Source organism: Streptomyces sp. CMB-StM0423 (genome assembly GCF_002847285.1).
Classification (GTDB): Bacteria; Actinomycetota; Actinomycetes; order Streptomycetales; family Streptomycetaceae; genus Streptomyces.
On sequence record NZ_CP025407.1, the window covers coordinates 3,577,987 to 3,599,500 of the forward strand.

Annotated in this window: 13 protein-coding genes and 1 tRNA gene; 6 read left to right on the plus strand and 8 right to left on the minus strand. The window is 69.7% G+C overall.

The genetic code is table 11. The features are described from left to right. Positions 1-92 precede the first annotated feature (92 nt). The 3 genes from CXR04_RS15375 (at position 93) to CXR04_RS15385 (ending at position 2,848) form a co-directional block, all read left to right on the plus strand. Positions 93-977, plus strand: coding sequence for a hypothetical protein (locus CXR04_RS15375; RefSeq protein ID WP_234380242.1), 885 nt, complete (start codon positions 93-95; stop codon positions 975-977). An 83-nt stretch (positions 978-1,060) separates the two neighbouring features. Beyond that, positions 1,061-1,324, plus strand: a complete 264-nt coding sequence (locus CXR04_RS34850; protein ID WP_159072326.1) for a hypothetical protein — start codon at positions 1,061-1,063, stop codon at positions 1,322-1,324. 294 nt (positions 1,325-1,618) lie between these two features. Continuing rightward, complete coding sequence (locus CXR04_RS15385; RefSeq protein ID WP_234380243.1) at positions 1,619-2,848, plus strand: hypothetical protein; 1,230 nt, start codon at positions 1,619-1,621, stop codon at positions 2,846-2,848. A 540-nt stretch (positions 2,849-3,388) separates the two neighbouring features. Here the strand turns inward: CXR04_RS15385 and CXR04_RS15390 are convergent. After that, positions 3,389-5,479: a tetratricopeptide repeat protein gene (locus tag CXR04_RS15390; RefSeq protein WP_101426389.1), complete on the minus strand. Its 2,091-nt coding sequence runs from the start codon at positions 5,477-5,479 to the stop codon at positions 3,389-3,391. 526 nt (positions 5,480-6,005) lie between these two features. Between CXR04_RS15390 and CXR04_RS15395 the strand changes: the two genes are divergently transcribed. Then, entirely contained in the window at positions 6,006-9,194 is a 3,189-nt protein-coding gene (locus CXR04_RS15395; RefSeq protein WP_234380245.1) for an AfsR/SARP family transcriptional regulator, read from the plus strand. 578 nt (positions 9,195-9,772) lie between these two features. Here CXR04_RS15395 and CXR04_RS15400 read toward each other — a convergent pair. Together CXR04_RS15400 and CXR04_RS15405 are read right to left on the minus strand one after the other, a co-directional pair. Then, entirely contained in the window at positions 9,773-10,576 is an 804-nt protein-coding gene (locus CXR04_RS15400; protein ID WP_234380246.1) for a hypothetical protein, read from the minus strand. 436 nt (positions 10,577-11,012) lie between these two features. Beyond that, positions 11,013-13,955, minus strand: a complete 2,943-nt coding sequence (locus tag CXR04_RS15405; RefSeq protein ID WP_234380247.1) for an NACHT domain-containing protein — start codon at positions 13,953-13,955, stop codon at positions 11,013-11,015. Between the two features lie 163 nt (positions 13,956-14,118). On the opposite strand from CXR04_RS15405, the gene CXR04_RS36430 reads away from it, so the two are divergent. After that, positions 14,119-14,331: a hypothetical protein gene (locus CXR04_RS36430; protein WP_101422791.1), complete on the plus strand. Its 213-nt coding sequence runs from the start codon at positions 14,119-14,121 to the stop codon at positions 14,329-14,331. Positions 14,332-14,593: 262 nt separating this feature from the next. Here the strand turns inward: CXR04_RS36430 and CXR04_RS15420 are convergent, their stop codons facing one another. From CXR04_RS15420 to CXR04_RS15435, 4 genes are all read right to left on the minus strand, one after another. After that, a complete protein-coding gene (locus CXR04_RS15420) occupies positions 14,594-14,842 on the minus strand; it encodes a hypothetical protein (protein ID WP_101422793.1) in 249 nt (82 codons plus the stop codon). Between the two features lie 448 nt (positions 14,843-15,290). Continuing rightward, positions 15,291-15,363: transfer RNA gene (locus CXR04_RS15425), tRNA-Lys, on the minus strand. Positions 15,364-15,469: 106 nt separating this feature from the next. After that, a complete protein-coding gene (locus CXR04_RS15430; protein WP_101422794.1) occupies positions 15,470-17,536 on the minus strand; it encodes a LamG domain-containing protein in 2,067 nt (688 codons plus the stop codon). Between the two features lie 182 nt (positions 17,537-17,718). After that, positions 17,719-19,896: a DEAD/DEAH box helicase gene (locus CXR04_RS15435; protein WP_234380248.1), complete on the minus strand. Its 2,178-nt coding sequence runs from the start codon at positions 19,894-19,896 to the stop codon at positions 17,719-17,721. Between the two features lie 334 nt (positions 19,897-20,230). Here CXR04_RS15435 and CXR04_RS15440 point away from each other — a divergent pair, with 334 nt between their 5' ends. Then, positions 20,231-20,779: a hypothetical protein gene (locus CXR04_RS15440; RefSeq protein ID WP_234380249.1), complete on the plus strand. Its 549-nt coding sequence runs from the start codon at positions 20,231-20,233 to the stop codon at positions 20,777-20,779. Between the two features lie 376 nt (positions 20,780-21,155). Here the strand turns inward: CXR04_RS15440 and CXR04_RS15445 are convergent, their stop codons facing one another. Then, positions 21,156-21,506 carry a metallopeptidase family protein gene (locus tag CXR04_RS15445; protein ID WP_186462007.1) on the minus strand — a complete coding sequence of 117 codons (351 nt, stop codon included), beginning with the start codon at positions 21,504-21,506 and terminating at the stop codon, positions 21,156-21,158. Between the last annotated feature and the right edge of the window lie 8 nt (positions 21,507-21,514).

Sequence of the window (21,514 nt, forward strand, 5' to 3'; positions counted from 1 at the left end):
CACCAGGCGGTACGCCCGCGGGGGGCGGCGGCCCTGCATCGTCCGGGGACGCAGCGCCACCGGCGTCGAGCACACTGCGGGCGGCCCTGCTGGTGGCACGCGTCCGTACGGCGGCGCGCGCGGGCGACCTGGACGAGGCGCTGCGCCTCCTGCGCGCGGCGGAGGCGAGGGATGCCCGCACGGTGGGCGAACGCCCGGAGGTCCTGGACCTGTTCGCCCGCGTCCACGCCCAGCGCGGCGAACTGGACGCCGCAGCCACCTACTGGCGCCGCCTCCAGACCCACGACCCCGCCCACCCCGCGGCCCAGGCCGGCCTCACCCGCATCACCCGCCTCACCGCCGACGGCCCCCGGGCCTCCCTGGCCCGCCACCGCACCCGTACGGCGGTGGTCGCGGCGGTCTGCGCGCTGGCGGTGGTGGCGACGGGCGCGGTGGCGCTGACGGGGGACGAGGAGCCGGGGCGCCCGGGCGGTACGGAGCGGGCGGCGGCGACGGAGCAGCAGATCGAGGAGCGCGTACGGAAGGAACTGGAGGCAGCACAGGAGGCGGACCGTACGGACGAGGAGACCCGCCGCGAGGAAGCGGCCGAGGCCCTTGCGGTAACCCTCCGCTCCCCCGGCATCCGCCCGCAGGTACGGGGCGGCTCTGTGGAGGTGGCCTTCACCGAGGGCGTCTTCTCCGAAGGCGCGGAACTGACCCCGGAAGGCGCCGCCCGCCTCGCGACCCTGGGCGAACACCTGACCCGGCTGGACGCCCGCATCGCCATCCGGGGCCACGCGGCCACGGTCCCCGGCGCCCCCCGCAGCGGCGGCTCGGTGCTGGCCCTGTGGCGCGCCCTGATCGCGGCCCGCGAACTGAGCGCGGCAAGCGGCGAACCCCTGACGGCGTTCGCGACCTCAAGCGCGGACCAGCGAGAGGCCCCGTACCCCGAGGACGCCAAGAACCGCACCGTAACGGTGGTGATCACCCCGGCGTAGGCGGGATGTGCCCGGGCTTGGCCGGGCCCACCTCGACCGAGACGATCCGGTCCGCCTCGACCCGGGTGAGCACGGAGTAGTCCTTGCCGGCGCTCGGCGTACCCCTCGCCGGCGTACGTGCCGCCCGGCGGCCGGGCCCGGGGGTGGCGCAGCCCCTTCACGCCCCAGTCGACGGCATCGCCGACCGCGTACCGGCGGAGATCGAGCAGACCGAACCTGAACTCGATCTCCGCCGCACCCTGCTCGCCGCACCGCGGGCGCGTGATGTCCGCGTCCAGGTGGTTGTACATCCCCATCAGGTGACCCTCCGGATCACGTCGGGCATCTGCAGCGTCATGTTCACGTAGTCCCGGCAGGCGCTTCTCCATGGTCCTACCGCTTCGAGCCGGTTGGCCTGCGCGAAGGCCACCAGCGGTCGGTGCACGGTCCCGTAGCCGACTCCGCTCCCTGGTCAGCCTGGGACGCGGTCGACGAGATATCACAGGCTCGGGGCCGCGGCGGCCTCCGTACGCACGACACAGCTCCCGGGAGAGGCATGAAAAATGCAAGCTTCCTGCGTCCGGTGCGCCAGACTTCCGTCGAGTTTCCCGGGAACCACCTGCTGGAGAAGCAATCGACCAGCTAGGTACGGGGGTTCGGGCATGTCGGCGTTCAACAAGCAAACGGAGCTACCGGAAACAAGAGCCCGCCAGTGGCTCACGCTGGTGGGACGGAAGAGGATACTGGTAATAGTCCACACTGTCGCCTACGGGAAACGGCTACTCGACGTACTGTCGCTGTTCGAAGCCGACTTTCGAGTCCAGGTCATCTTCGCGGCCCCGCCGCACGCTTTCGGCGATGAGGTGCCGCGCTTTCTGGAACGGATGGGAGTCGTGGCGCTTCCGTGGGAGGAGGTGACCAAGATGACATTCGATCTCGCATTAGCAGCCGGGCCGCAGCGCGTGGGCGATGTACAGGCTCCGCTCATCACCATCCCGCACGGGGCCAACTACCTCAAGCGCGTCCTAGGCGTGGCCGGGCCCAACGTGGCCGGCCTGCGCAGGGCGGATCTCATGCCCGGTGGGGCGCCCCTCCCGGCCGCCGTCGTCGTACCGCACCACGAGGATCTCGACGATCTGGCCGGCTCCTGCCCCGAGGCATTGGACGTGGCACGCGTCGTCGGGGATCCCGCGCACGATCGGATCCTGGCGAGCTTGCCGCGGCGGGACGAGTACCGCCAAGCGCTCGGCCTCTCGGAGTCGCAGAAACTGGTCGTCGTCACCTCGACCTGGGGCCCTCAATCATCTTTCGGACGGCTGGAGACGCTGGTACCGCGGCTGATCGGGGAACTACCGGCCACCCGCTGCCGGTCCGCGATGCTGGTGCACCCCAACGTGTGGTCGGGACACGGCGCGTGGCAGGTGCAAGCCTGGCTGGCACGGTGCTCGCAGGAAGGTATCGGGCTCGTGCCGCCCTTCACCGACTGGCGGTCTGTCCTGATCTGCGCAGACTGGATCATCGGCGACCATGGGTCCGTGACCCTGTACGGGACCCTCACCGGGGCACCCATCCTCCTGGCGAGCTCACCCGAGCAGGAGATCAACCCGGCGTCGCCCGCGGCGCGACTCGCAAGGACCGCCCCCGCTCTCTCGCCCGCCCATTCCCTCACGGATCAACTCGCCTACGCGTCCGCCGAATATCTCCCCGAGGAGTACGCCGCCATCGCTGCGCGCATCACCTCGGAGCCCGGCCGGTTCAACCGGAACATGCGCAAGGTGATGTACGGACTGCTCAACCTGGGCCAACCCGCTCACGCGCCGATCACACCCGTTCTGCCCTCACCGCCCCCGCTGGATTCGTGGACAACGGGTGGACAGGAGAACTCCGCATGAGGCACCTCGTAGAGGTTCTAGTCGTCGATCTCGACGAGCGGTCAGAGTCGAGCCAGTGCGACATCGATGAGCAGCCGGAAAAGTGGCGACCGGTTTCAGAAGAGACGACGACGCCGCTGCTGGGGGTGGTCCTGGGCCGGCAAATCGTGTGGGCTCGCGCCGGCAGCGCCGGTGAGTGGCGATCAGCACCGAGGCACGGCGCATCGGACGAACACTTCGCGGTTGACGCCGATTCGTGCAAGAAACATCGCTGGCTTGAGTGCGCGGACGTTTTGTACGGTATCAAGCCGCTGCCGCTCAACACAGCAGTGGAGAGACTCCGCTTCATGACGACCCACTACCCAGGCTGCCGGCTCGCCGCGGTGCCGGTGGAAGGCTGCGGCTGGGCGGTAGCGAGCGGGCCGGACCTCTTCCGGATCGTGCTGAGGTTCCCTGCAGGCCCCCCGAACCCGGCTTGCGCAGATTGGCCCCTCCTGCCCTCGTACCTCCACGGCTGGCTGGCGACCGGACACGCACTGCGCGAACTACCCCCCGTCAGCGTCACTCACTTGCAGAGCCCCGCTCCGGAGGTTCATCGGACGGGTGGAGCTCGTCCAGACAGGCCCTGACGCGTTCCGCGTCCAGAGGGCTGCGCACTTTGTGCAGTGCGTACGCCCTCGCGTAGAACTCTCCCGCGGCGGTGACGTCTCCGCGCTCACGTGAGCCCTCGCCGAGCATCTCCAGTGTCCTGGCCTGCCAATGCGACGAGCCGGACGTGGCGAAGACGGCGAGGGCCTCCGTGAGTTCTTCCACACCCTGGTCGAACTTGCCCGTGCGGATATGAGCGTGTCCCAGAAAGGTCAAGGCGCGCGCCGCGTCGTGCGTGTCCTCGACGGCCACCATCACCCGGTGGGCCTCGCGGAAGCACTCGACCGCGGTTCCCGGACTTCCCTCGGCAAGTGCGATCTCGCCGAGTACGATCCGCGCCAGAGCAGTTCCGCGCGGATAGCCGCAGTCCTCCCAGAGCACGATCGCCTGGTTCAGGTGCCGCACGGCCTCGTCCCGTCTGCCGGCATGATGATGACAGCCACCGAGGCCGTGGAACGCCTGCCCTTCGTCCCGCACATCACCTGCCGTCCGCGCCGCCTCCGCGGAGGCGGAATACCAGCGGATCGCGTCATCGGTGCGTTCCGCAGCGGCAAGGCCGATGGCCCCGGAGTTGAGCATTTGGCGCTCGGCGACATCGTTTCCGCTACGCCGTGCGGCAGCGAGCCCGATCTCGTGCGATTCGATCCAGAGATCGTAGTGACGCAGATGCAGATACAGCGGCCACGACGCGTCGACGAGTTGCCATGCCGTCTCGTCCCATCCGTGGTCCACCGCTGCGCTCAGCACGCCCATCAGGTCCATTCGCCGACTGTCCAGCCAGCCGAGGGCGTCGGCCTTCTCGTCGAAAGGAAGGGGAAGCTCTGAGGGGAACGCGTAGTTTCTGGGCAGTGTGAACTGTGCAGGAGTGAGCCGTTCCTCCGCTGCCGTAACGGTTGCCAGGTACCAGTCACACACCCGGCGCAGCACCTCTTCTCGTTCGGGCTCGGGCTCGTCTCGGAGCGCCCGGTCCCGCGCATGAAGCCGGACGAGATCATGAAACCGGCAAGTGCCTGGACCTACTTCTTCGAGGAGACTGACTTCGATCAGTTCACCCATCAGGTGGTCAGCCCAGTCCAAGGACTTCCCGCAACAGGCGGCGATGATCTGGGTGTCGAAGGTACGAACCGGCAGCAGGCCGAGCCGCCGGTACACGGCGGCGCCGTCCTCGGTCAGCCCCGCGTACGAAGCGTTGAGGGCTGTCTGCACCGCAGCTTCACCCTCGACTTCCAGGGTGATGAGGTCACCCGGCTTTCGCACGAGCGCTTCAGCCATGACCTGTACGGGCTGCCGAGGCCGCGACGCCAGTCGTGCCGACGCCAGGCACACCGCCAGTGGGAGCCCCGCACACAACTCAGCTAGTTCCCGCGCCGCCTGAGGTTCACGTGCGACACGCTCGCTGCCGATCCCGCGGGCAAGCAGTTCGAGACCTGCGTCTGGGTCGAGGCCCCCGAGCCTGTAGAACCTGGCGCCGTCGACGCCGAGGCCGGTGAGCATGTGACGGCTGGTCACGACTACGAGGCCACCTGTTCCTCCCGGCAGCAGCGGGCGTACCTGAGCCGCGGTGAATGCGTTGTCCAGCATGACCATGACGTTTCGGTCTGCGGTGACGGACCGCCAGAGGGCAGTCTGCTCGGCCAGTTCGGCAGGCACGGACCTGGTGCCGAGAGCGCGCAGGAACTGCCCCAGCACTTCCCCCGGCGATGCCGGGCCGCCCACGGAGTGCCCGCGCAGGTCCGCGTAGAAATGGCCGTCGGGGAAGTCCGTCCCAAGCTCCTGCAACCACTTGGTGACCAAAGCCGACTTACCGATTCCGCCCGGCCCGCTCACGACGAGCAGCGACTGCCGGGTACCCGATTCCGTGGTCATCAGGCGTCCCAATGCGGCCAAGTCCTCCTGTCGGCCGGTGAAATGAGCCGGCACGGGCAACAACTGCCGTGGCGGTGGCTGGGGGCGGGTAGCGGGGTAGTGCACATGGAGACCACCATGGATCGCGTGCGCCTGCACCGTGGGACCGTATATCCGCGTATCACCGCCACCAATGGAGTTCACCTGGCCCTTTGGGTAAGTTGCGGCCCGGTGTTTTTCCACCCAGCGCCACAACCGCACCCCCATGTCCGGACGGGCGCGCGTCTCTTCAACCAGTGCCTCGGCGAGTGACAGGAGTGCAGCGGGGTCGTCCTGCCGTTCTCGGCCACTCTGCCACGACTGCACAGCCGCACTTCCATCGGCGGCTTCTGCCGCCGTGAGCGTGATCCATGACCGCCAGGCGTCGTCGGCGGAGTGCTGATGCGTACTCGCGCGCAGCAACGCAGCCAGCAGTTCAGCGACCATGACCGCCTGCATAACCCTCCCCGTGTCGAGGCCAGTCACTGTTCGCGTGCTGCTGGCTCCCTACCCGAGGCTGCCGTAAAGAACGCCTGGTCACAGCCATAGTGGCTATTTCAAGCCAGGACTCTGCCGCCCCTGGTCACCCCATCGGCTCCGTGCCACGCTGACTCAAACATGTGGCCCCCAGCGGGGGAGGATACTGGTGGAGTTCCAGATTCTAGGCCCAGTAGAACTCCTGGTCGGCGAACGGCGTGTCGAGCTCGGATCTGACAAAGAACGCTGCCTGCTCGCAGCTTTGGCACTGGACGTGGGTCGGCCACTCTCCATCGACACCCTCGCCGGCCGCATATGGGACGGCGATCCTCCGGTACAGGCCCGGAAGAACACGCATACGTACATCTCGCGCATTCGCCGCCATCTTCGTCTGGCCGATACCGACCCTCCGCCGCAGATCACCCGCAGGGCGCACACCTATGCTCTTGAGGTCGACCCCGAACTCGTCGACTGGCATCGGTTCAAGGTCCTGACGGCGGAGGCCAGCGCCGCCTTCGACCGCGGAGACGACACGCGTTCAGCCTTGCTTCTCAACCGCGCGGCAGCGTTATGGAAAGGCGAACCTCTAGCGGGGCTCCCTGGAATGTGGGCCGCACGAGTGCGGAGTGCTCTGATCGAGAAGGGGCTGGCCGCCACCGTCTCCCGCGTCACAGCCGAGCTACGCCTCGGCCGCTACGCGGATCTGGTCGGTGAACTGCACGAGTTGGTCGATCAGCATCCCGCTGACGAAACGGTGGCCGGGCTGCTCATGCTCGCCTGCTACGGCAGCGGCAGATACCCGGATGCGCTCCGCGCCTACCAGCGGATACGCGGGCTACTGAGGGGTGAGTTCGGTTCGACTCCCGGGGCCGAGCTCGACCACCTCCACCAGAACATCCTCGACCGGCTGCCGATCGCCGAGATACTCCACGGCGCCACTGCCGTACGGGAGCTGCCGAGAACCGGTCACGAGCAGGAACCTACTGGGATATCGGGCCCGGCGGCACCAAGGAACCTCCCCCCGCAGACCCCGCTCGTCGGCCGTTCAGAGGAGATGCGGGCCCTGAACGCGGCGATCGCCGTTGCCGCACAGGACGGATCAGTCGTAGCTCTCGAAGCGATCTCCGGAATGGCGGGAGTGGGCAAGACAGCCCTTGCGCTGCACGCGGGCCACCAATTGGCAGACCATTTCCCTGACGGGCAGCTCTACCTCGATCTGCGGGCACACTCCGGACCGCCGGACCCGCTGAGCCCGGAATCGGCACTCGCCACACTTCTGCGGCTCCTCGGCATACCTGCCGAGACCATACCGGTCGGCCTCGAAGAGCGAGTCGCCCTGTGGCGGACGATGCTCACGAAACTCAGGGCCCTCATCGTGCTGGACGACGCCTCGGGCCCCCACCAAGTCCGGCCGCTACTGCCAGGGGTATCCCCGTCCCTGGTCATCATCACCAGCCGCCGCCATCTGGCCGGCCTGCCGCACGCCCGGCATGTACTACTCGACGTCCTGCCACCGGACGACGCGGTCGAGCTCTTCCGTGAGTTCGCGGGCCCGGAGCGTACTCGAGACGTCGAAATTGTCGCCCGAATTGTTCGATATTGCGGCTATCTGCCACTCGCCATCGAGCTCGTCGCCAACCGCCTCGCAACCCGCCCTTCCTGGACACCGACCACGCTGAGCAAGCGGCTCACCCAGGGCACCAGCCGGCTCCGCGAGATACGAGACGGATACCAAGAGATCGCACGAGCGTTCGAACTTTCGTATCAGACGCTCACGGCGGCGCAGCAACGCGCCTTCCGGCACCTGGGCCTGCACCCGGGACCGGAATTCACGGCGGACGCGGGCGCAGCACTTCTGGGACTGCCGGTAGACGAAACAGAGCACGTGCTCGATTCCCTGATGAGCTGCCATCTGCTCCGAGAGCCGACTCCCGGGCGCTTCACGTACCACGACCTTCTCCGCGAGTACGCTGACGCTCTGGCTCACTCCGAGGACGATCGCCGGACACGCGACCAGGCACTGCACCGACTGATCTCCTTCTCTGTGGCCAACGCCCGCCAAGCGGACGAACTCGCCCACCCCCGGCGGCTACGATTGCCCGCACCCGGCAGTGATCATTCAGCGGAACCCTGGGCCGCCCCGCCCATCGACGACGCCACGGCATGGTTCGCTGCCGAGCGAACCAGCTTGCTGGCCGTGGAGGCTTACGCACGCGCGCACGGAGCCCCTGACCAGGCCGCCCAACTCGCCGACTCTCTCTCCGGTTTCCTGGCTGAAGGCTGCCACTGGGCCGACGCCGAGATGGTGCACCACAACGCGGTCGATCACTTCAGAGCTACCGGAGACCAACGCGCTCTGTGCCAGGCCCTGCTGTCCCTCAGCGGGACCCACGCGAGCACGAGCAAGTACCCGGAGGCAGCGGAAGCCGGCGAAGAGGCCCTGCGGGTCGCCCGCGCCGAGGGTGACGCGATGAGGGAGGCGGAGGCCCTGCGTGGTCTGGGGATTCTCCAGTGGCACCTCGGCGAGAACCATATGGCGCTCGCGCTCAACATCGCCGCATTACGAATATTAGAGAAGTCAGGAACCATATGGGACAGGGCGCGATGCCAGAACAACATCGCCATCGCGCAACTCGCACTTGGGGAGATCGACAGCGCTCGCGATCACTTCCAGCTTGCCCTGTCCGGGTTCAAGGCCGCAGGCGATACCTGGGGAATCGTGCGAACCCTCAACAATATTGGTGATTTGCATAAGCATAGCGGCGAGGCAGAATTGGCCAGGGAAACCCTGGAGACATCGCTTTCCCTGGCAGAATCCGGCGGGAATGCCTATGTACGCGCGACGGTCCGCACCAACCTAGCTGACATTCTCGCCGAATCAGGTGAGATTGATCAATCTCTGACCATGTACGCGCAAGCGGTGCAAGATTTTCGATCGCTCGGTGACCGAAAATCGCTGGCAAATGCTCTCAACGGCCTCGGGGACGCACATCGAAGGGCCGGATTCAGCGAGGAAGCGGCGCACCATTATCGGAGCTCGCTAGATATCGCCCGCTCCATCGGGAGCGCCCACGAGGAGGCACACGCCCTGCGGGGCCTAGGGATGTCGGAACTCGCCGCGCGCCGCCTGAGCGATGCCGGCGACCACGTCAAGGAGGCCGTCGGCACCGCCCGGCGCACCGATGACCGTGCGGAAGAGGCCCGGGCTCTCGCCGTGCTTGCCGATGTCCGCGCCGCGGAGGGAGCGGCCGACGAGGCCCGCACGGCCCTCGAACGGGCCGTCGAACTCATGCGGCACCTCGATCCGCGGGAAGCGGACAGGATGAGTCAGAGATTGAGGGAACTCAGGCGGCGCTGACAGAATCGTAGCCTAAAAAGGCTCGCAGCAAGTTCAGCATAGCACCCATAGAGGTAAGTTTCGATTTCTAGCTGGATTTGAGACGACCTCCTCGTGTGAGGTAGCGTCCAATCGTGTGAGCGAAACACAGAAGGCATCCCCTTTGTTCGGGGCACGTCAGGCATCTGTCCTCGTTGCCGCCGTCCCAGTCATCGCTGTCGGCAGCCTGGTAGCGACTGCGCAGTCGGCACAGGCCGCCGCACAGTCGAAGCACATCAATGCCATTTGCATTCCGACAGGAGCACAGGGGCCAGCGGAGATATCCGGTCTACCCATGGACGCCGGCCGGCATATTGCACATCCGGAAAAGGGTAATACCGCATCGGGACTCCCTCATGAGTGGCGCCACGTGCTCCGACTCCCCGTCGAGGGAGCACACCTCGCCGTGTGACCGCCCACGGACCGGTCGTAGAGTCCCAGTCGCCGGAGGCGGACCGGGACTCTACGGCGCAGGTGGTGCCGCCCAGTGCCCGAAACACCACGCGGCAGGGCGCCCAGAAGCGCACATGACCGTACCCACCGCGAGCCATCGGGGGCTGCTACGCAAAGTTCCGCTGCGCCTCGGCGATGTTGTCCCGATACGTTCGCAGCGCCCGCAACCCGGCGGCATAGCGGTCACGGTGTCGTGCGATGTCTGCGGCCTGTTTCTCGGCCTGGATAGTGTGCCAGATCTCGACGGTATGGTGGCGGCGCTTGCAGGTGACGTCGGCGACGGCGGTAGCCCGCTCTCGTCGCGTGTGCCGGGTGTTGCCGTCGCTGCCTCGCCGCCAGGCCTCGTCCACGTAAGCGGCGACAGGGGAGGGGTAGCCCGCGAAGCCCTGGTCTGCCATACAGCGTGACCACGCATCCCAGGCTGTGCGCATCCGCATGTCACGCTTGACCGCCTTGTCGACGACGATCGTCCGCTTGCTCACGTAGAGCCAATCCCGCTCGACGTCGATCCCGCGCATCAGCCGGCGGTTGGCCCCGGCGCTGCAGGCGGGGAAGTCCGCGTACTCAGCAGAGGTCATACGGCGGCCCTTCGGCCGAGGACCCGGGGATTCCGCCGGACTCCAGCCGTAACCCCAGCGTTGGGCGTCCTCGATGTCGACGACACCGTAGTCGGTACCCACCGCAGTGGCGGCAATCGGGTCGCTGGGGTAGCGGGGATCGAGCGGGAAGTCCGGGTGGCCACGGTCTGCCATGCACTGCCGAACCAGCAGCGCCGACGCCCGCTGGCTACTCCGGTAGTCCTCAGGCGTGTAGTCGTAGCGGTTGGCCGGCAACGGACCGAGGTCCGTTGCCGTGGGTATGAGGTCCGGGGTTTCGGAGCCGGAAGCACAGATCGCCGCCAACGCCGCCACTCCCGCCACGGCACACAGCCGCCACCCCCTTCTCCCCATGCGGAGGGATGTTAGCGAACAACGTGTACGCGGTGACCGGGAGCCGGGGAGCTGAACCTTTCCGCCCAGGTCGGTCAACCGTGGCCGCAGGAGCAGCCAGGCGAGCCCATCCCAGCCTTCCCCGGCGTCGGCGCGGTCCGCTCCAGCGCCCGCATCCTGATCCGCTTCCGACCGGGAGGACTCCGACGTCCCCGGGGCGGCTCCCGCTGCCGTAGGTCGTCCTGATTGTGAACTGCCCGCGCAGGACGAGGAGACATCGGGACTGGCGTGGAATGTACGAACCCTTGCGGAGCGACGCTGCACCTCCGTATAGCAGCGCGACCCGCGACTGCTCGTCGATCGTGGGTCTGAGCTCGGAACGGAAGGTTGCGTGGTGTCACTGACCACGGGGGTCACGTTACGTAGCTGAATGGTCCAGTCGGCGTACCTCTTCCTCCGGGCATTCGCGCTCGGAGATGCGAAGTGGCGCTCCGAGGGCGGGGGGTGCGACTGATGGTTCCTTCGGGAAAGGTTCGATGCCCCTGACGATGGTGGCCCTCTCGATCGAGATTGCGGTGAGGTCACCCATGCCTCGCAGGGGTGTGAGGTCGATCTCCCGATGCTCTGCGGCGCAGTAGATGGTGAGGGCTGCGAGTCCGGGCAGCTTGGTAGGCACGAGGGAGAGGTCGACGGCCGCTCGCTGCGAGTAGACATGCAGACGACGGACCTGCGGAGCGGGTGGCAGGAGTTCGAGCATCGAGAGTCCGGCGTCAAGCTGTAACCATAGGCTCTCAAGCTGGGGTAGTTCGGCTGCGAGCGCGAAGCCCTTGATGGGGCAGCACAAATTGAGGGTGTCGAGTTGAGGCCAGCGCCCAATGCCGTCGAGTCGAAGGTGATGGTGTGCTGTCGGGCCGAGCATGAGGGAGGTGAGGTCGGCCTCGACGGGCAGAGCACCGAGATCCTGGTAGGGCACCTCATCTCGCAGTACGAGTTTGGTGAGTCTCTGCAATCGGGCAAGGCCCGAGAAGAGTTCGGGCTGGCACTGCGAAAGATCAAGTTCGGTGACCTGCGTGTCCGTCAGGGCCGTAATGTCTGTGAGGTTGTCGCAATCGTTGAGAGCAACTTTGATCAGCGCCGTATAGGGCTGGAGGAATGCCAGGTCGCGCAGGGCCGGGTTGCGGCCTATGCTCAGTCGCTGCAATTTACCCGGGTCGAGAACGGCGTCAATAGTGCCGACGGGGAAGTCTCCCTGAATATTCATAGTTTCGAATTTACCCAGGGCGGGTAAAGCAGAAAACTGGTCGGCCGATATCACGTTGAGGTAGGTGAGACCAGGAGAGTACGCGAGGATATCGCGAGCGTATTCCGCCGCGTCGAAACGGTCCCAAGCGCTCTCCAGTGCCCTGGCGACTTCTCCACGCGTGCAAGTTCGGAACCGCTTTAGGACGGCCAGGGCAGCGTCGCCGCCGATCCTGGTCGCCGTATGCACGACGGCCCCAGCCTCGTCGTCTTCGAGGCCGTCGGGCCCATCCAGGAGGTCCAGTACGACAGGGCCGGCGGCGGCAAGGATCTCTGCTTCTTCCCAATCCCGCGGCGGCAGCAGAGCTCGTGTGCGGGACTGGACTTCCTCGCGTACCTCTGGGGCGAGTTCCGTCGCGTTCTCTAGGCATGCCGTCGCCAGCAGGTGCAGCCTCGTGCGGTGTCTGAGTGTCTGATCCCCGCGCTTGACAAGGCGTTTCAGTAGGCGTGCGCGTTCATCCGGGCGAGCGTGGGCGGTGGCCATGCGCAGCACGTCCTCCCACTGATCGTCGTGGGCGTGGCGGACCAGGAGCGGGATATCACGTGCCTCGATGGACGCCTTGGCGCCCAGGTAGTCCTGGAACGTGCGGTGCACGAAGTCGACGGTATCGGCGGCCGGGGTGCGCAGCAGGCCGCAGCGGGCCAGCAAGTGGGCGAGGACCTTCTCAGCGTTTACCTGTTCGGCAACGGCGGGCATCGCGGGGAGCGCGTCCGCGATGAGACCCGTCGCCAGGTCGCGGTCGAGTTCGGTCTGGCCGTTGCGGATCAGCCAGTACGCCAGGCGCTGGAGCAACTGGATGCTCTGCTGCTCACTCAGGACCACGGCCTCCGGCGCCGTGATGTCGCGTTCGTCGTCGCGTCGGTGCAGCAGCATCGACAAGGCCGCCTGGTACAGCTCCATCCGTCCGTACGGCAGGTGGCCGCGGCGGTCGCGATGCAGGGCGCACACCAAGGCGCACAACAGCGGAGTGGTGACCAGGCGTGCCAAGTCTCGCTGAGCGCGAACCGTGTCCTTCAGGCTCTCGCCCAGGCCGTCGATGTCGGCGCGTTCCGCTTCGCTGCTTGCCGTGGCGGCTACCGCGCGGTGCCAGCGGTCGACGAAGACCGCCACGTCCCGGCTGCTCATCGGCCGGATCGTCAGGTCAGTGAAGTCGCTGTCGACCAGCCAGCCTTCGGGTACCGCGGACGGCCGTGTAGTGACCACATAGGTCGCCCGGGAGTAGGCGGCGAGCAGGTCGTACAGCCATTGGCGAGCCCCCTGACGCTGGGCCTGAGGAACCTCGTCCAGCCCGTCGATCAGCAGCACCGCTCGCCCCGCTGTGAGCAGTGCGTCCGCCCAGCCGGGCGGCTGCGAGGCCGCGAGCGGGCAACGGACAGCGGCTAAGTACTCCTCTGGGGCGGGCAGCTCACCCCGGCGTACCAGAGTGCGCAGAGGTAGCCAGAACGGCACACCTCCACTCAACTGGTCCAGCCTGCCCGGCAATGTGCCGCCAGCGGTCGACACGGCCAGCCACTGCAGCAGCGCCGTCTTGCCGCACCCGGCCAGCCCACGGACCAGCACCCGGCGCAGCCCGGACAGCGCCTGCTCGGCACGCTCCACCCTGACCTCGTTGCGGTGGCCGGGGCCAGATGCCGTGGCGCCGCCTTCGGTGACCGCGGCGTGCAAGGGGGTGGCCAGTTCGAGGCTGAGGTACGCGGCGTCCAGAGGCCACCGGGCCCGGTCGGGGCGCGACAGGTCCAGACCGATCACCGAGAGCATGCCATGGCGTTCGGCGACGTACTGGCGATAGCGCTCCTCGAATCCTGCCGCTTCGCCGCCCGAGGGTTTCACGGAAGTTGTCTGCGGGCCGTGCGGTAGCGCTCTGCCGCGTAGCTCCAGCAACTCTTCTGCGTCCGCCCCGAGCGCCCGCGCCAGCTCCACCACCGTGGTCTCGCTCGGCACCGCCGAACCGTTAAGCGCCCGGCTGACCGTCGTGTGCCCGAGCCCGGCCCGCCGCTCAAGCCCGCCCATCGTCAGCCGCCGCTCGGCCCGCAAGAGCCGTAAGTGCCTCGCCAGTTCCACGCGCGCTTCGTCCCGATCTCCCATCCTGCCGTCCGCCCCCACGCGCAGTCCCTCCCACAGTCCGTACGCCAACGTTCATTCCCGTACGCTCCGTACGCCCGCGTACGCCTCTCAGGCCATTTTCGTTCCCGACTGCACGGTTTCGCCGGAAGGGAACAAATACATGCCTGCATCGCCGACCACGCTCACCATCCTCGCGCTCGCCCTGCTCGATGCCGCCCTCCTCGCCGTCCTGGCCGCCATCGCCACTGGGCTGCTGGCCCGCACCGACGGTGCCTCCATCCCCGCCGCCCTGCTGCGCGCCGGGGCCGCCTTCGGCGCGACGCTAACCGTGGCGGCCGCGCTGCTCGCCCTCCTCGTAGACGCCCTGACGTGACGTCCTTCTCCTACACCCCTGCTACGGCCCCGGCTCCGCCGCAGCCGTCAGGCGCGCCGCGAGCGCCGCGCGCAGCTCCGGGCCCCCTCCACGCGGAAAGCGGCATCCGCACCTGCCAGTCCCGCGCGTACATCACACGCGCGCTGGTGCTGCCGGTCAGTACGCAGCCGTCGCCGGCCAACTCCAGGCGGCCCATCGGCGGGCCGCGGCGTGGTCACGGACTTCGCCGCATGCTGGCCGACGCTCTCCGGCAGCACCCGGATCACTTTGCCTTCGCCCGGGGTACCACCGCGACGACTCCCTCGGCCAGGGTCTGCTCCATCTCCTGGAACATGACCACGTACGTATCAGTCGCAAGCCGTACGCTCTGGTGGCGCAGCTTCACCTTGGCGTCGTCGATGTCGCCGCCGGCCGCCTTCACGAGCCCCGCCCCGACGTGCCTGAGATCCCGCAGCGTGATCGGGGGCAGGTCGGCCCCGTCGCGGATCCGCTCGAACTCGTCGCTGAGCACGTGGGGTTGATCGCGGTCCCGTCCTCGTTCGTGAGGATCTTCCCGGAGTCCGTCCAAAGGGCAGCCCTGCGGCCAGACGGGCATCCCGCTCGGCAAGCTGCCGCTTCCGGTGCTCCCCGCACACCGCGACGGTCCCGGCGTCGGGGGAGACCGGGGCCGCGCTGCCGTCCGTCTTCGGCTCCGACTCGACCGGCGTCCAGCCGTCGACCGTGACCGCCGTGGACACCATCAGGACCCGCGCCTGGCTGTCGAGGTCTTCCCACGCTGCGCCGACGGCTTCGCTGCGGCGCATCGCGTGGTACCTCACCAGCAAGAAGTCCCCAACTCGCAGGATGCCGAACTCATGATCACTGACGTTCGGGCCAGCAGCGGGCCAGCAATCGATCTCCAACTAGCCTAAAACGCAGAAGAGCCCAGGTCATATACGCTCTGACCTGGGCTCCAGCGGTAGGCCGCGTGGGACTCGAACCCACAACCAACGGATTAAAAGTCCGGTGCTCTGCCAATTGAGCTAGCGGCCCGCCCGGCCAGCATAGCCCGGACCCCGGCGTGCCCCCGAGCGGATATCCCCTGGCGGGCGGGGCGCGGCCCCTCCCTGGGGCGGGAGGGGCCGCGGGTGGGCGGCGGTCAGACGTCCGGGTCCGTCCAGGGGCCCCTGATCATGGCCACCTGCTCCCCGGAGAGCGCTCCGGTGTAGGTGCGGACTTCGTCGATCGCGGCGGTCATCGGGTCTGTCCAGCCGGTGGCGGTGCGGGCGCGGCCGAGTTGGAGGCCCGTGGTGGCGGGCCAGGTGGCGGCGTCGGGGAGGGGGAGGTCGGCGGCGAGCATGCCGTCGGTGTAGAGGCGGATGCGGTCGGCGGCGTCGTCGTGGACGACGGCGACGTGCTGGCCCCACGGGTTCGCGTACGCCTCCGTCACGGTGTGCGTCGCGGTCGGGGTGTCGGCATCGGCGACGACGAGTTCCCATGCCCCGGTGTCCACCTCGTAGCGGACCTCGACGGCGTTGGTGTGGTCGCCTGGGAGGGAGAACAGGGTCATGTCCCGGGTGGGCAGGTCGTAGCCGAAGCGGACGTACGCGGCGAGCGAGTAGCCGGCGGTGGTGTCGACGGGCGGGGTGGCCGTGGCGGCGTAGCCGCCGTTGCCGGTGAGTTCGAGGTGGCCGGTCCCGGCGATCGGGTCGGCATCGGTGACGGCCGCGCCGTCGGACAGGGTGAGGGGCCGGCCGCCGGTGTATTCGGGGCTGGTGCCGCCGGAGGCTTCGTCGAGCATCCAGTAGCCCGTGCGCTTGGCCTTACGGGTCGCCAGCGTCGTGGCCTCGTCCGCGACCACGACGCGGTCCCAGACACGGACGTCCGCCAGGCGGCCGCGCCAGTTGCCCGCATGGCCCGCGGCGGTACGTACCCGGCCCAGTTGCAGGTCACCGGCCGCCGCGGCGGCGGTGGCGCCTTCCGCCGTCGCCGCGAGGCGGCCGTCGACGTAGAGGCGGGCGGTCCTGGCCGGGGCGTCGTACACCGCCGTGAGGTGCGCCCACTTGCCGGTCGCCGCCGCGCCGCCCGTCGCCCGGACCGGGTCGGCGGTCCCGTCCGCGACCGCGAGGGACCAGCGGCCGTCGTGGATGCCCAGCGCGAACGACGCGGGTATCGCACCGCCGTCCTGGCTGAGCACGGTCATCCCGTCCCCGGCCGTCGTCTCCGGCCGCGCCCACGCGGCGACGGCGAAGGATTCGGAGGTGTCCGCGATCGCGGTCCGCGGGGTCAGGTAGGCGCCGGGGGTGCCGTCCAGGGCGGCGGCCGTCCCGTACGCGGTGCCCTCCGGACCTGCGGCGCCGAAGGTGACGCCCGTGCCCGCCGTGGCCGCCGCGCTGCCGGTGGTGGGCACCGCCTCACTCGCGCCCGCGGCGTCGCCGAGCGCCCAACTCGCCACCTGCGCCCGGCCCGAGCTGACGCGGATGGTGTAACTCGCGGGCGCTGACGTGACGCCCGCCCTGCTCACGGACTGGACCTCGAAGAAGAACACACCGGACCGCTCGGGGGTCCACGTGATGGTCACCGGCTCGCCGGGGGCGGGGGCGTCGACCAGGCCGGTGTGTGAGCCGTTGATGGTGTAGAGGTACTTGACCGTCTCCTCGGTCGGCGCGTCGAAGGTGAACCGGCCGGGGACGCCGACGCCGTCGGTCCAGCCCTCGGGGTCCGCCGGGTAGTCGGGGGAGGAGATCACGGGCGGCGCGGGCACGGTGGTGTCGTAGACGAACTCGCAGGGGCCTGCGCCTTCTTCCGAGCTCCACGGCCCCCACGCCGTGCCGTCCCAGGCCCGCACCCGCCACTGGACCGGTGTGTCCTCGGGGATGCCCTCCCGCCGCAGATGCCAGAAGAACTCGGCGCCGCTGGGCTCCGACGTCGTGGTCAGCTCGCGCTTCTGCGCCTGCCCGGTCGGGTCCTGCCAGCCCAGCTCGAACTGCGCCACGAGCCTGTCGCCGTCCGGGTCGTGCAGGACCGCGCCGAGCACGGGCGCGCCCTTGACGTACGGCCGGTCGGCCCCCGCGGCGCAGGGTCGGGACCACGTGGTGAGGTCGGCTGTGGCCGGCCGGTCGGGCGCGGCGTTCGCGGCGGCCGCCGCCGTGAGGGGCGTCGCCGCCAGCGCGGCGGACAGTGCCGCGGCGGCGAAGGCGGAACGTAAGAGAGCGTGACGGGCCAAGGTTTCCCTCCTGGGTGAGAACCGACGGGATTTCTCCTGGCGGAGGGTGTGGGGCCCCTCAAGGCATTGCGCTCGCGCAGCCTAACAACCCGCTGTGACAATGCATCTACGCGCAGTTCCGGCAAGAGGGCGCGGACGCGTGCGGGCCCCCTCCCGGGGGAGGGGGCCCGTCGGTGGTGCGGTCAGCCCTTGCGGTTGTTGCGGTCCTGGCGCTTCCAGCGGGGCTTGTCCGTACGGCGGTCGTCCGTGGTGCGGCGGTCGTGGCTGTACGGGCGGCCGTCGCGGTGGTCCCGGCCGGCCGGGCGGTCGCCGCCGAAACGGGAGCGGTCCGCGGACTCGCGGCGCTCGTAGGGGCGGCGGTTGTCGCGGTCGTAGGGGCGGGCGGCGCCGCGGTCGTCGCGGCGGGGGTAGGAGCGGGTGCCGCGGTCGTACGGGCGGGTGCCGCGGTCGTCGCGGCGGGTGTCGCGGCGGTCGTACGAGCGGGGCTCACGGCTGCCGTACGAGCGGTCGTCGCGGCGGTCGTCGCGGCGGTCGTCCCGGCGGTCGTACGACGGGCGCTCGTCGCGGCGGTCGTAGGAGCGCTCGTCGCGGCGGTCGTAGGAGCGCTCGTCGCGGCGGTCGCCGCGGTAGCCGCGGGTCTCCCGCGGCTCGCGGTAGTCCCTGCCGTCGCGGTCGTTGCGCCGGTTGTCCCCCGACCTGTCGAAGTCGCGGAAGCGCTGCTCCCTGCGGTCGGGCCGGGTGCCGGTGCGGTTGTACGGGCGGTCGGTGCGGTCGCCCCGGTCGGTGCGGTCCGTACGGGCCTCGTACGGAGCCTCCTCCGCCCGCAGCTCCGCCGGCGCCTCGTCCTGCGCCACCGGCTCCGCCGGCTGCTCCGGCGTCACGCCCGCGCGCGTCGCCAGGCGGGTCGCCTCCGCGCGCAGGTCCACCGCGTGCTTGCGGGCCCGCTCCAACTGGGCCTCCAACTGCGTCACATCCCGCTCCGCAGCCGTCGCCGCCTGGGCGGCCGAGTCCGCCTGCACCTCGTCGATCGACCGTGCGCCGGTGATCCGCGCCACGTCGGGGTCGAACGCCCCGCGCCCGCTGATGATGTGCCGCGAGGCGTCCACCGCCGCGTCCTCCAGCAGGCGGAAGACCGTGCGGCGCTGGTGCGGCAGCGCGAGGGAGACGACCGTGCCGGACTCGCCCGCGCGGGCCGTGCGGCCGGCGCGGTGCAGGTAGTCCTTGTGGTCGCCGGCCGGGTCGACGTTCAGCACCAGGTCGATGCCGTCGACGTGGATGCCCCGCGCGGCGACGTCCGTCGCCACCAGCGCGTGCACCCGGCCGTCCTTGAAGTCGGCCAGCGTGTGCGTCCGCGCGCCCTGCGTCATGCCGCCGTGCAGCGCGGCGGCGCGCACGCCGGTCTCGCGGAGCTGGTCGGCGACGCGGTCGGCGCCGAGCTGGGTGCGTACGAAGACGATGGTGCGGCCCTTGCGCGCCGCGATGGCGGCCGTGACCGGCGCCTTGTCGCGCGGCTTCACGACGAGCACGTGGTGCGTCATCGTCGTCACCGCGCCCGCCGACGGGTCCACCTCGTGGCTGACCGGGTCGACGAGGTAGCGCTCGACGAGTGTGCCGACGCCCTTGTCCAGCGTCGCGGAGAACAGCATCCGCTGGCCGCCCGGCGGCACCTGGTCGAGCAGCTCGGTGACCTCGGGCAGGAAGCCCAGGTCGGCCATCTGGTCGGCCTCGTCGAGGACGGTGATCTGCACCCGGTCCAGGGAGCAGGCGCCGCGGTCGATGATGTCGCGCAGCCGGCCGGGGGTGGCGACGAGCACGTCGACGCCGCGCTCCAGCGCGCCGATCTGGCGGCCCATGGACGTACCGCCGCAGACGACCTTCATCGACAGCCGCAGCACGTCACCGTACGGCTGGAGCGCGTCGGCGACCTGCATGGCCAGCTCGCGCGTCGGGGTGAGGATGAGGCCGCGGGGGCGCTTGGGGTCGGTGTGGCCGCCGGCGAGGGTCGCGAGCAGCGGCAGGCCGAAGGAGAGGGTCTTGCCGGAGCCGGTACGGCCGCGGCCGAGGACGTCGCGCCCGGCGAGGGCGTCGGGGATGGTGGCGGCCTGGATCGGGAACGGGGTGGTGACGCCGTAGTCCGCGAGCTTGGCCACGACGCCGCGGGGCAGGCCGAGGTCGCCGAAGGTCGGCGCGGCGGCCTCCGGAGCGTCGTCGGTAGCGGTGGTGGTGTCGGTGGTGTCGGTGGTGTCGGTCGCCTCGGTGGTGTCGGTCGCCTCGGTGGTCTCGGTCGCCTCGGTGATCTCGGTCACCTCGGGCGTCTCCGCCTCGTCGAGGGCAGGGGCGAGCACAGGGATTTCAGACATGAGCGAGTGAAAGCCTTCCGCAGTCGTCGGCACGCGCCACGACTCCGCGGCGGATTTACACGGACCGCCTCTTGCGGTCTGCCACGGCAGGGAAGGGAACGCGCCACACACGGCGCGCTTCGGTGGGGCGCCGGGCAAATGGGATCAAACGATCTACCAGAGTACGCACCCGGTGGGCCGGCTGGCAAATCCGTTCCGCGGGCACGGCTCGCGGGGTGGCGTCCCAGGGCGCGTGGATCGGGTACGCGCCGGTCGGCGCGCCCCACGACGCGCCCCGTGTCCTCCGCGGGCGCTGGGGAGTTGAGCGTACGACACGTCCTGAAAGGGGCTCCCCATGCCTGAGCCGACAGCCCGTGCCGCCCTGCGGATCTCAGCCGCCACGCTGGCGGTGCTGGCGCTCGGCGGGTGCATGACCGTCTCCGGCTCCGGCAGGCCCGGCGCCCCCGACCCCGGCCCGGGCCGCAGCGGCACCGAGCCCGACGGCGGCGTACGGGTCAACGACGGACCGTCCGCCGCGGCCGGCGCCACCGGCACCGGCGAGGCGGGCGGCGCCGGGGGCGCCGCCGGGGAGCGCGACGGTGACGAGAAGGACCCCTCCGCTACGGGCCGGAAGAGCGGCGGCGCGGCCGACCCGGCGTCGCCGTCCCCCCGCGCCGGCGAACCCGCCGACGCGGGCGGCACCGGCGGCACCCCGGACCCCCCGCAGCCCACCACCCCGCGCCCCCGCCCCCAGCCGACGACCCCGTCCCCGACCCCCACGGTCCCGGACCCGACGCCGACCCCCACACCGACCCCGACCCCGACGCCCACCGACGACGACACGACCACCGGCGGCACAGCCGCCGGCGCCGGCGGCTCCTCCCCCCGACTCCCCTCAGCCTGACCGCCACCACTCCCGGATGACGGGCGGCAGGCTCACGCGCGGAAGTCCAGGCGGGTGGAGACGAGGCTCGCCGCGGAGAACCCGGTGCTCAGGGTGAGGGCGATCCACTCCAGCGGGGCTCCGGCATCCCGCCGGTGCCCGTGTCCGCGCGTTGCCCGGCGATGGTGACGTGCCGGCCCACGGTCCGGTCCCCGGCCAGCCGGCAGGCGAAGCGGGCGGTCAGGTCCTCGCCGCCGGGGCCCGGTTCCCCGGGCCGTCCCTCGTCTCCGATGCGTACCCGCGCACGCCCCCACGCTCCTGGCGAAACGCGTCACCACCCCGTCCCGCACGGTGAGTTGCATCATCGCCGCACGCGCGCCGCCCCCGGGCGGCTTCCTCAGCCGTACCCCAGGGCGTGCAGTCTGTCGTCGTCGATGCCGAAGTGGTGGGCGATCTCGTGGACCACCGTGATCTCCGTCTCCGCCACCACGTCCTCCCGCGACTCGCACATCCGCAGCGTCGGTCCGCGGTAGATCGTGATCCGGTCCGGCAGCACCCCCGCGTACCACTCGCCGCGCTCCGTCAGCGGCGTGCCCTCGTAGAGGCCGAGCAGGCCGGGGTCGTCCGGCGGCGGCTCGGGTTCGACGAAGACCGCGACGTTGTCCATCAGGCGGGTCAGCTCCGCCGGGATCCGGTCGAGCGCCTGCGCGACCAGTTCCTCGAACTCCTCGTTCGACATGTCCAGCACATGGCCCA